The sequence below is a fragment of the Pseudoalteromonas sp. Hal040 genome, from assembly GCF_037162425.1.
GTDB classification, from domain to species: domain Bacteria; phylum Pseudomonadota; class Gammaproteobacteria; order Enterobacterales; family Alteromonadaceae; genus Pseudoalteromonas; species Pseudoalteromonas gelatinilytica.
This window is the reverse complement of the sequence record NZ_JARLUU010000001.1, coordinates 2,908,571-2,920,316: the sequence shown is the minus strand read 5'-3', so window position 1 is coordinate 2,920,316 and position 11,746 is coordinate 2,908,571. Positions and strand designations below refer to the sequence as shown.

Genomic DNA, 11,746 nt, shown 5'->3' with positions numbered 1-11,746 from the left:
TTGTCGTACGTCAGTGCCCAGCAGCGTTATATTCAAAGTTTACCTAAGTACTTAACTTTATGTGAGCATAATTACGTGCGTGCGCTTAAGCTCTTACCTCATGAGCGCCGTGTCGGTCAGGAGCGTAAAGTGCAATTAGGTCACAGTACTTTTACGGTTAAAGTTGACGATACAGCAAAATACACCACAGATATTTCTATCAAACAAGATGCCGGTAATTTACCTTCGGTTAAGCCTTTGTATTTAACTGTACGCATGTATCATGATGCGAAAGTCGCTGAGATTGTGCATCATGATTTTCACCAGCGTATTAAGCCTTCCTATGCTTACCCCAATCCGAATATGCATCAAAAAGATGAAAAATATCAGCTTAACGCCTTTTTATATGACTGGCTGGTGGCCTGTGTTGAAAACGGCCGTGCAGTTTTAAATTGGGATGTAAATAATGGCTTGGTTTAGGAACGCCTACCATTTTGATAAAACAGTATTGAAAGTTGCCCATATCACTGACTGCCATTTATCAAAAGACACAACGGGCAAATACTTTAGCGTGAATACGGCAGCGTATTTTGCGCGTTGCTTACAAGCTATTACTAAGTTAGATGTAGATTGTGTGGTGTTTGGTGGTGACTTAACACAAGATCACAGCACTGAGTCATATCAACTTTTTGCTAAATTAATTGATGACTCAGCGCTCAGTTGTCCGGTGTTTTGGCTACCAGGCAATCATGATGAACTCGCGGAATATGAAAAGCTTACGAGTCCGCAAATTTTAAGCAATAAATGTATTACTTTTTTAGGTGGGCAGTTGCTGTTGGTAAACTCAAAAGGCCCGACGCCAGCTGGTTGGGTAACACACACGCATTTAGATGAATTAAACCAAGCAATTGGTCAGGTGCCTAGCGTGGTGTTTTGTCATCATAATCCGCTACCTATTCAAGCCTACTTAGATAAACATATGCTAGAAAATGGCCCGCAGTTTTTAAATATATGCGTCAATACTGAGCATTGCCTTGGCGTATTCCACGGTCATGTGCATCATGAGTACAGGCAAACCTACCGTGACCTTAGTGTGTATGCGACTCCAGCCAGCTCAATCCAATTTACCAAACACACTATGGCGTGGCAGCAAGACGATTTAGGCCCCGCATTTAGAGTTATTAACTTAACAATTGATGAGCAACAAAACTTACGCTTAAGCACGGATGTAGTATGGCTAAACGAGTAATTTATATTCATGGCTTTAATAGCTCAGAGAAGTCTTATAAAGCCGTTCGTTTTGGTGAGCATATGGCACAATTTGATGTTGATTATCTGGTGCCAAGATTAACTCATGAACCATTACATGCAATTTTACAATTAGAACAACTGCTAAATGATGATACTGTATTACTAGGAAGTTCATTAGGCGGTTTTTATGCGACCTATTTGTCGCAACGTTATTCAATACCTGCGGTGGTAATAAACCCTGCGGTTCGCCCATTTGAGTTACTCGATAACTATTTAGGGCCAAATTACAATCCGTATCAAGATAGTCATTACGAACTTGATACTCGTCACATGGATGCATTGCGCAGTTTATATTTGCCGCAATTAGACACACCTTCATTGCTTTATTTGTTACAGCAAACGGGCGATGAAGTACTGCCTTTTCAACAGGCGGTTAACTATTATTCTCAGTGTAAGCAACACGTTGAATTTGGAGGCGATCATAGTTTTATCGGCTTCGAACAAACCTTTGCAAGTATTGTAGATTTTCTTAAAATCACGTAAAACATAGCTAAGCGCATAAAAGATATAAAAACTATGAGTCAGCAAAATTATAACGCCGAAGCAATTGAAGTCTTAAACGGGTTAGAACCCGTAAAACGCCGCCCAGGTATGTACACCGACACGGTTCGTCCTAACCACTTAGGTCAAGAGGTTATCGATAACAGTGTCGATGAAGCAATGGCAGGTCATGCAACAAAAATAGATGTCATTCTTCATGAAGATAATTCCCTTGAAGTTATCGATGACGGCCGTGGTATGCCGATTGATATTCACCCTGAAGAAGGTATTCCGGGTGTGGAACTTATTTTTACCAAGCTGCACGCCGGTGGTAAATTCTCAAATAAAAACTATCAATTCTCGGGTGGCTTACACGGAGTAGGTATTTCGGTTGTAAATGCGCTATCGACTCGTGTTGAAGTCACTGTGCGCCGTGATGCACAGCAATTTCGCATGGCCTTTGAGAACGGCGATAAGGTTGAAGACTTAAACGTCATTGGCTCTGTGGGCAAACGTAACACAGGTACAACCGTGCGCTTTTGGCCTGATGCCAGCTATTTCGACTCAGCTAATTTTTCGATTACTAAGCTTAATCATTTATTAAAAGCCAAAGCGGTATTATGCCCAGGCTTACGTATCAAGTTTACCAACAAGCAAACCAAAGAAAGCCAAGAATGGTATTACGAAACTGGCTTAAAAGACTATTTAACAGAAGCCGTTAAAGGTTTTGAAATACTACCAAAAGAACCATTTATTGGTGAGTTTTCAAGCTCAACAGAAGGTGCTGACTGGGCTGTAGTGTGGTTGCCTGAAGGCGGTGAGTCCATTGCAGAAAGCTATGTAAACTTAATCCCTACTGCACAAGGTGGCACACACGTTAATGGTTTACGCCAAGGTTTACTTGAAGCAATGCGTGAATTCTGTGAATTCAGAAACCTACTACCGCGTGGTGTAAAGCTAACACCTGATGATATTTGGGAACGCTGTAGCTATGTGTTGTCGGTAAAAATGCAAGATCCGCAGTTTGCAGGCCAAACAAAAGAGAAATTATCATCTCGTTCTTGCGCGGCGTTTGTATCTGGTGTGGTGAAAGACTCATTTAGCTTATGGTTAAACGAGCACACTGAGACTGCTGAATTATTAGCTGAGCTATGTATCTCAAATGCACAGCGCCGCTTACGTGCTGCCAAAAAAGTTGTCCGTAAGCGCATTACCTCAGGCCCTGCGTTACCTGGTAAATTAACTGACTGTAGCGCTCAAGATAATGACCGCACTGAACTGTTTTTAGTAGAGGGTGACTCTGCGGGTGGTTCAGCAAAACAAGCACGCGATCGTGAATTCCAAGCAATCATGCCGGCGCGCGGTAAGATTTTAAATACGTGGGAAGTTGAGTCAGGGCAGATTTTAGCATCGCAAGAGGTGCATGATATTTCAGTGGCTCTAGGCATTGACCCAGACTCAAGTGATTTATCTGGCCTACGCTACAACAAGATTTGTATTTTGGCCGATGCTGACTCGGATGGATTACACATTGCTACCTTGTTATGCGCACTGTTCGTTCGCCATTTCCCTGCGCTTGTAAAAGAAGGTCACGTCTATGTGGCGATGCCACCGTTATTTCGTATCGACATCGGTAAAGAGGTGTATTACGCCCTTGATGAAGATGAAAAGAACGGTATTTTAGCGCGCATTGAAGCAGAGAAAAAACGCGGCAAAGTGAACGTGCAACGCTTCAAAGGGTTAGGTGAAATGAACCCATTACAACTGCGTGAAACGACCATGGACCCTAATACTCGTCGGTTAGTACAGCTTACTTTGGATGAAGAAGAGCAAACCATGGAGATGATGGACATGCTACTTGCGAAAAAGCGTTCGTCAGACCGTCGCCAGTGGTTAGAAGATCACGGTAACCGCGCAGAAGTTTAATAAAGGGTGTAGCAACCTAATTGCTAGCAACGAATTAAAGGGCAAGACAAAAATGAAAAAATTACTGACCTCATTATTATCGCTGAGTTTGTTATCAGCGCCTGTAATGGCAAAAGATATTCTTGATAAGTTAACTGTTGCTGATGGCTTTTCTATCAGCTTATTCGCTGATGATGTCGAAAATGCACGCCAAATTGCGGTATCAAAAAAAGGCATTGTTTACGCAGGTTCACGTAAAGCAGGTAACGTGTATGCATTAATTGATCACAACAGTGATGGTATCGCAGATAAAAAGATTGTGATTGCCACAGGTCTTGAAATGCCATCCGGTTTAGCTGTTAAAGATGGTGATTTATATGTGGCTGAAGTGTCACGTATTATTCGTTTTAAAGACATTGATAAAAATCTAAAAGATCCTAAATTCGAGGTGGTATACGATAAGTTCCCAACCGATCGTCACCACGGCTGGAAGTTCATAAGCTTTGCACCAACAGGTGAATTAATTGTGCCAGTGGGTGTGCCATGTAACATTTGCGCTGAAGACGACAAATACGGTCGTATCTTTTCTTTAAATGTTGATACCAAAGAAATTAAAACGATCGCCAAAGGTGTACGTAACTCAGTTGGTTTTGACTATCATCCTACAACAAATGCATTTTGGTTCAGTGATAACGGCCGTGACATGATGGGTGATGACATCCCTCCTTGCGAAATTAACCGTGTTGGTGAAGGCGAAGAGGGCGCACATTATGGTTTCCCTTATGTTCACGCCGGTGCGATTTTAGATCCTGAATTTGGCGCAGGCAAAAGCATTGCTGACTATAAATCGCCAGCCCTTGCATTAGGTGCCCATGTTGCACCACTGGGTATCCATTTCTATAACGGCAAGCAGTTCCCTGCTAAGTACAAAGAGCAATTATTTGTTGCCGAGCATGGCTCTTGGAACCGTAGTAAAAAGTCAGGTTATAAAGTAATGCTAGCGAATGTTGATCAAGGTCGTATTACTAAATACACCCCATTCATCACTGGTTTCATGCAAAACGAAGAAACATTTGGTCGCCCAGTTGCATTTGCAGAGCTTGCAGATGGCAGCTTATTGATCTCAGACGACTTTGCTAACGTGATCTATCGTGTTAGTGCTAAGAAAAAATAGGTAAGCGTTAATGAGTGATACAGATACCTTGCTGATGCAAGGCATAGAACAACAAACAATGGGGCGTTTTACCGAAGACGCCTACTTAAACTACTCAATGTACGTCATCATGGATCGCGCCTTACCTCATGTAGGTGACGGTCTTAAGCCTGTACAGCGTCGTATCATTTATGCAATGAGCGAACTGGGGTTATCGGCGCAAGCAAAATATAAAAAATCAGCGCGTACCGTGGGTGATGTACTGGGTAAATACCACCCTCATGGTGATAGTGCCTGTTACGAAGCAATGGTGTTAATGGCGCAGCCGTTTTCTTACCGCTACCCGCTGGTGGACGGTCAAGGTAACTGGGGTGCTGCGGATGATCCTAAGTCATTTGCTGCGATGCGTTATACCGAAGCGCGTTTATCTAAGTTCTCTGAAGTTTTATTAAAAGAGCTTGGTCAAGGTACAGTTGACTGGACCTCAAACTTTGATGGCACACTTGATGAGCCAATGGTGTTACCTGCGCGTTTACCACACATCTTACTGAATGGTGTAACCGGTATTGCGGTAGGTATGGCGACCGATATTCCACCGCATAATGTGCGTGAAGTCGCCAGTGCCTGTTGTTTACTTCTAGATAAACCAAAAGCTGAAATCGAAGAGTTGCTTGAGTTAGTGCATGCGCCTGACTACCCAACAGAAGCTGAGATCATCACACCGAAAGACGATATTCGTAAGATTTATCAGACCGGACGTGGCTCTATCAAGATGCGTGCAATTTACACTGAAGAGCAAGGTGACATAGTGATCACAGCGCTGCCTCATCAGTGTTCAGGTGCAAAAGTACTTGAGCAAATTGCTGCGCAAATGAATGCTAAAAAGCTGCCAATGGTTGCTGATTTACGTGACGAATCAGATCACGAAAACCCAACTCGTATCGTGATTGTTCCGCGTTCTAACCGTATCAAGGCTGAGCCATTAATGGCGCATCTATTTGCAACGACAGACTTAGAAAAGAACTACCGCGTAAACTTAAACATGCTTGGTCTCGATGGTCGTCCGCAAGTTAAAGACTTACGTAGTATCTTAACTGAGTGGTTAACGTTTCGCCGTGAAACAGTTCGCCGTCGTTTACAATACCGCTTAGATAAAGTGTTAGCACGCTTACATATTTTAGAAGGTTTATTAACGGCTTTCTTAAATATTGACGAAGTCATTGAAATTATTCGTACTGAAGATAAACCGAAGCCTGTATTAATGGAGCGCTTTGGTATTACCGATATTCAAGCCGAAGCAATTTTAGAATTAAAACTACGTCATTTAGCAAAACTTGAAGAGTTCAAGATTAAAGGTGAGCAAGATGAGCTTGCGCTTGAACGTGACAAGTTAGAGCAAATTTTGGGTTCTGAGCGTCGTATGTCGACGTTGATGAAAAAAGAAATCCAAGAAGCGGCTGAAATGTATGGTGATGATCGTCGCTCACCTGTTGTAGAACGTTTAGAAGCAAAAGCACTAAGCGAAAAAGATCTTATTCCTTCTGAGTCAGTGACCGTTGTGTTATCTGAAAAAGGCTGGGCACGTGTCGGTAAAGGTCATGATTTAGATGTTGAAGGGCTGAGTTATAAGTCAGGCGACAGTTATAAAGCTTCTGCGCGAGGTAAGAGTAATCAGCCTGCGGTGTTCTTAGACTCAAGTGGTCGCGCTTTTGCTACCGATGCCCACAGTTTACCTTCAGCACGTAGTCAAGGCGAGCCAATGACCGGGCGCTTTAACTTAAGCGCTGGTGCTAACTTTGAGCATGTCGTGATGGCTGAAGACAACCAAGTGTTGTTAATGGCTTCAGATGCAGGTTATGGCTTTATAAGCGACTTTAAAGATCTGGTGAGTAAGAACAAAAACGGTAAAGCGCTGGTCAGTGTTCCTAAAGGGGGTGAGTTACTCACGCCAATTAGAGTGACTGATGTAGCGACTGACTACTGTATGGCAATCTCTAACGAAGGCCGAATGTTGCTATTCCCACTGCGAGACTTACCTAAGCTAAGTAAAGGTAAAGGCAATAAGATTATTTCTATACCAAGTGCGAAAGTACAAGCTCGTGAAGAGTTTGTAAAAGTACTGGCTGTGGTGCCTGAGGGCAGTAGCGTAACCCTGCATGCAGGTAAACGAAAACTGACACTCAAACCGTCTGATCTTGAGCATTATCATGGTGAACGTGGTAGACGAGGTAATAAATTACCCCGTGGCTTGCAGCGTGTTGATGAAGCTGTAGTCGAAGTAACTCAAACAGATGAGAGTGATGAGTCGCCAAGCGAAGTAACAGAGTAAAAACCAGAGGCCTGCAATTGCAGGCCTTTTTATTGTTAAAACGTTATGAAATTTTAAGCGTACACATGTGCGCTTAAAGCTATGGAAATGGTATTTTTCACGTTATAATGCGCGCTGATTAGTACGAGGAGAATTCGTTTGTTAGCTATTTTTCGCATAATTTTCATGGCGTTATTTATTATTTTAAGCTGTGTTTTTGGGCTGCTTTTATGCATAGTGAAGCCGTTTCATACTAATAACGTGCATATTATTTCAGGTTGGTTTTGCAAGGTAGCTAAAATTTTAGGTGTCAAACTAGAGCTTAAATATCACGAGACTCCAAAAAATATTGGCCCTGCTGTCTATGTAGCAAATCATCAAAATAACTATGACTTATTCACTTTGCCTGCCATGGTGCCAGAAAACTGTGTAAGCCTTGGTAAAAAAAGCCTTAAATGGATCCCATTTTTTGGTCAACTATATTGGTTATCGGGTAATATTTTAATTGACCGTGCTAACCGCTCAAAAGCGGCTGGCACAATTTCTAAATCAGCTGAGAAAATAAAACAAAAAGGCCTATCGGTTTGGATGTTTCCTGAGGGTACGCGAAGCTATGGCCGTGGTTTATTACCCTTCAAAACAGGTGCTTTTCACACGGCAATGAGTGCAGATGTGCCAGTCGTGCCAGTTTGTATGAGTACAACACACAAAACTATTAAGCTAAATCGCTGGGATAATGGTACAATTTACCTCGAAATGTTAGCGCCAATTTATCTTGATAAAGACGTATCTGCTCGTGACCATGCTTCACATGTTCATCAGATTATGGCTGCTAAAATAACTGAATTAGATGCTCAAGTGAGAAACAAATAATGGAAAATTGGCGCGAAATTACTGAAGACATCGTTACTTCATTGCTTGAAGATGGCTCAGATCCTGAAGTACTTTATGAAGTGGAACACCACTTTGTTAGCGAAAATTTTGAAAAACTAGAGCAGGCCGCTTTAGCCGCTTTTAAACTAGGTTACGATGTTGAAGAACCTGCAGAACTTGAGCTAGAAGACGGCGAGAAAGTGTGGAGCTTTGACGTGGTTGTTGAGTGTGAACTTGACGTAGAAGCCATTATGGAAGATGTAGACAAGCTAGAAGCACTTGCTCAGCAAACAGATGTTGAATACGACGGCTGGGGCACTTACTTTCAGGAATAAAGTTAGCGAGTTACTAGGGGAAAGAGTAAAGTAAGCTGCTGACACATAAAGTGGTGATTCTAGGCTTTCTAACTTTCCCCTTTCTAACTTTCCCCTTTTAAGCTAATACCTATTTCGTATTCGCCACTCAATCTATAGACATTTGTAATCAATTAGCGATAATAAAAAACTCGATGTTTTTATGCGCTAAGCTCACATATGCTTATTACCTTACCCATTGCCGAACTTGTACCAGGGATGTTTGTTGACAGTGTCAGTAAGCAACAAGAGCATGTAAATAGTATTAAAATCAAAACACGTGGTTTAGTACGTGACAAAACCATTATTCAGCGCCTGATCTCTGAAGGGGTTGAAGAGCTACTCATTGACTTTACACAAAGCGATGTTGCACTCCCTAAAAAATACCAACCAAAACCTGAACCGGCTAAACCGAAAGTTGAACAAAAGCCTGCCGCTAACGAAGCACCGCAAGGGGTTACGGTTCAGCAAGAGTTTCTAAAAGCCAGCGTACATTACGAGCAGCACAGCCGGAAACTGCAAGGTTTCTACTCAGACATTACATCGGGTTTGAAGATGAATGTATCGGTGCTCGATGATATCGCCGTTGATATAGTCAGCTCGGTATTTCGTAACCACAATGCCTTAACTATTTTAACTCGCCTTAAAGATAAGCATATCTATAACTGGCGTCATATGATCAACACCGCTATTTTGGTGAGTGTGTTTGCTAAGTACTTAGGTTACAAAGAAAAAACAATTAAAGAACTGGCAATGGGTGCATTGATGCACGATATTGGCCAGGCGAAAATGCCACAAGGAGTATTGTCTAAACCAAGCGCTTTAAACGACAACGAAATGCAAGTTGTTAAAAAGCATGTGGCGCAGAGTTTAGGTTTAGTGAAAGGCGAAAAGGGCATTACGCCGTTAATGCTCGATATGATAGTGAATCACCATGAGCGTTTAGATGGTACAGGTTACCCTCGCGGTATTGCAGCTGAAAAGCTGAGCCGTGCAGCCCGTATCATGGCAATTGTTGATGTGTATGATGCCATGACGGCAGATAGGCCTCATCAAATGGGTGAAGAGCCAATCTCAGCGGCGCGTTATTTACTCGCTAATAAACACATGTTCGATTCTGAATTGGTGCAACGCTTTATTAAATGCCTAGGTGTGCACCCGGTTGGAACTATTGTGAAGTTAAACAATGAGCGTTTGGCATTAGTGATGGAAGGTAACCATGAAAACCCAATCAAACCAAAGATAAAGATTTTCTATAATGCCAAGCATAAGCATCATATTACTGCCAAAGACGTCGATTTAAGCGCAGAAAAAGAGCTAAAAATTATCGCCAGTATTAAGCCTCTAGATTATCAACTTAATTTGGCTCGTTTGTTAAAAGAGCATCTGCTTGTTTAGACTTAATGCAGCGTTTTTTGGCGCTGCGTTTTGCTGATATAAATGCACCACTAAAGCAACTTGTCATTAATACCAACCACAATAACGTGCCTTTTTCGACATGTAATGCCACGCAGCATAATAACAGCGACAACACCGCACTTAGCATAGCGCCTAACCAATAATGATTCACTGGATTATCGCAATCACCCGCTTTAGTACAGGCACAGTAGTTTGCTTTACAAAAATAATGAACACTCACACCGCATAACATCAGTGCCGCAATAATCAATGCGATTTCCATACTCACACTCAACAGAAAAACCTTTATTTTTAGTCTAAAGGGACAAGAAATAGATGTCAATGCAAATGATAATTACTACTGTTTGTTGTTTTTGTAATCAGAGCTCTGATGAGTTTTAATAAGTTGTTATCTTGTTGTTAAAATACGGGTTTTTTACCTATTTCTAACGAAAAATTACAGTTTTTTGATCTTAATTAAGGTAATGTTCGAAAGTTTGTAATCATTAGAATAAAACATCTAATACCAACATACAGCGCTAATCTTTTATGCTTAACTAATAGGTTGCCCTCATTGTTGGATTAGTTTTCGCACAAGTTTGCAAGAGGACACAGATTTATGAAGTTCACTAAAACACTAATTGCAGCATCACTTGCTGTTGTTTCTGCTGACAGCTTTGCTGCAGCTTTCCAATTAGCAGAGCAAAACGTTTCAGGTTTAGGTCGCGCATACGCTGGTGAAGCCGCTGTTGCAGATGACGCATCAGTTGTTGCTCGTAACCCTGCACTTATGTCTTTATTCAAAGGCAAGCAAATTTCAGTAGCAGGTATTGCTGTCATTCCAGATGTAAGCTTAAAAGGTGAAAGTGCAGCATACGGCTTAGATGAAAGCTCTATCGATGACGATAGCATCGCGCCATCTGCATTTATTCCTGCAGGTTACTTCACAATGCCTTTAAACGACAAAGTGTCTTTAGGTTTTGGTGCTTTTTCAAACTTTGGTCTTTCAACTGAGTTTAAAGATGACTACGCGGCAGGCTCTATCGCGGGTGAAACTGAAATCGTAACAGTTAACATGAATGCAAGCGCTTCATACAAAATCAACGAACAGTTCAGCCTAGGTCTTGGTTTAAACTATGTTTATGCTGATGCGAAAGTTGTTCGTAATGCCGGTACTAACCCATTTGGTTTACCAGCGAGCACGCAAATCGCTCACCTTGAAGGTGACGACTACGGCTTTGGTTGGAACATTGGTGCAATGTATCAGTTAGACGAAAACAACCGTTTTGGTTTTAACTACCGCGACGAAACAGATATCGACTTTGAAGGTGAGTACTCAAATCAATTACCAGCTGCAGTTGGCGGTTTAGCGGGCACTGTAGTACCGGGTGAGTTAAAACTGACTTTACCAGCAATTGCTGAGTTCTCTGGTTCACATCAACTTGATAAGAAGCTTGGTGTGCACTACAGCATCTTATGGACTGGCTGGGACAGCTTCCAAAAATTAGAAGCTTACGTACCAGGTGTTGAATCTCCAGTATTCTCTAAAGAAGAGAACTTCTCAGATTCAATGCGTTACTCTATCGGTACTGACTACCAGTATAGCGATGCACTTTTACTTCGTGCAGGTATTGCATACGATGAGTCACCAGCAGACCAATCACATCTTTCGATCTCTATCCCTGATACAGATCGTTTCTGGTTCTCGTTTGGTGGTAACTACGCATTCAGCGAAAACTCAAATGTTGACTTAGGTGTAAGTATCCTTCGTGGTAAAACACAAAACTTCTCTGAAAAAGACAGCCTAGCAGCTTCTTTAGGCCAAGATGTTTCATGGGAATTTGAATCAAAAGGTCACGCAGTTCTAGTTGGTGCTCAGTACAACTACAAATTTTAATACCAATTCGCTTAATAAAGTGGTCTATTTTGAGGCAATAAAACCTGTTGATAACAAGGCAAAAATTTCGTTATTTAGTTGTTCTAAAT

Annotated in this window: 11 protein-coding genes; 10 read left to right on the top strand and 1 reads right to left on the bottom strand. The window is 41.8% G+C overall.

The window, feature by feature from the left end:
• From P4S60_RS13535 to P4S60_RS13495, 9 genes are all read left to right on the top strand, one after another.
• On the top strand, positions 1 to 459 hold the full coding sequence (locus P4S60_RS13535; RefSeq protein WP_119853977.1) for a DUF1249 domain-containing protein: 459 nt from the start codon (positions 1 to 3) through the stop codon (positions 457 to 459).
• Positions 446 to 1,228 carry a metallophosphoesterase gene (locus P4S60_RS13530; protein WP_337116286.1) on the top strand — a complete coding sequence of 261 codons (783 nt, stop codon included), beginning with the start codon at positions 446 to 448 and terminating at the stop codon, positions 1,226 to 1,228. Before P4S60_RS13535 ends, P4S60_RS13530 begins: the two co-directional genes overlap by 14 nt.
• Entirely contained in the window at positions 1,213 to 1,773 is a 561-nt protein-coding gene (locus tag P4S60_RS13525) for a YqiA/YcfP family alpha/beta fold hydrolase (protein ID WP_337116285.1), read from the top strand. Before P4S60_RS13530 ends, P4S60_RS13525 begins: the two co-directional genes overlap by 16 nt.
• Before the next feature lie 33 nt (positions 1,774 to 1,806).
• Positions 1,807 to 3,696, top strand: a complete 1,890-nt coding sequence (gene parE, locus P4S60_RS13520) for a DNA topoisomerase IV subunit B (protein ID WP_337116284.1) — start codon at positions 1,807 to 1,809, stop codon at positions 3,694 to 3,696.
• A 52-nt stretch (positions 3,697 to 3,748) separates the two neighbouring features.
• Entirely contained in the window at positions 3,749 to 4,849 is a 1,101-nt protein-coding gene (locus tag P4S60_RS13515; protein ID WP_337116283.1) for a PQQ-dependent sugar dehydrogenase, read from the top strand.
• A gap of 10 nt (positions 4,850 to 4,859) precedes the next feature.
• Positions 4,860 to 7,157 (top strand): DNA topoisomerase IV subunit A, encoded by a 2,298-nt coding sequence (parC, locus tag P4S60_RS13510; protein WP_337116282.1) that lies wholly within the window; start codon positions 4,860 to 4,862, stop codon positions 7,155 to 7,157.
• 165 nt (positions 7,158 to 7,322) lie between these two features.
• Positions 7,323 to 8,009 (top strand): 1-acylglycerol-3-phosphate O-acyltransferase, encoded by a 687-nt coding sequence (locus tag P4S60_RS13505; RefSeq protein WP_082665677.1) that lies wholly within the window; start codon positions 7,323 to 7,325, stop codon positions 8,007 to 8,009.
• Positions 8,009 to 8,344, top strand: coding sequence for a ribonuclease E inhibitor RraB (rraB, locus tag P4S60_RS13500; RefSeq protein ID WP_054552644.1), 336 nt, complete (start codon positions 8,009 to 8,011; stop codon positions 8,342 to 8,344). Before P4S60_RS13505 ends, rraB begins: the two co-directional genes overlap by 1 nt.
• 198 nt (positions 8,345 to 8,542) lie before the next feature.
• Positions 8,543 to 9,760 carry an HD-GYP domain-containing protein gene (locus P4S60_RS13495; RefSeq protein WP_337116281.1) on the top strand — a complete coding sequence of 406 codons (1,218 nt, stop codon included), beginning with the start codon at positions 8,543 to 8,545 and terminating at the stop codon, positions 9,758 to 9,760.
• On the opposite strand, the gene P4S60_RS13490 is transcribed toward P4S60_RS13495, so the two are convergent.
• Positions 9,720 to 10,043: a hypothetical protein gene (locus P4S60_RS13490; RefSeq protein WP_105174539.1), complete on the bottom strand. Its 324-nt coding sequence runs from the start codon at positions 10,041 to 10,043 to the stop codon at positions 9,720 to 9,722. The genes P4S60_RS13495 and P4S60_RS13490 overlap by 41 nt on opposite strands.
• Before the next feature lie 336 nt (positions 10,044 to 10,379).
• Between P4S60_RS13490 and P4S60_RS13485 the strand changes: the two genes are divergently transcribed.
• Complete coding sequence (locus P4S60_RS13485) at positions 10,380 to 11,657, top strand: outer membrane protein transport protein (protein WP_337116280.1); 1,278 nt, start codon at positions 10,380 to 10,382, stop codon at positions 11,655 to 11,657.
• Positions 11,658 to 11,746 lie beyond the last annotated feature (89 nt).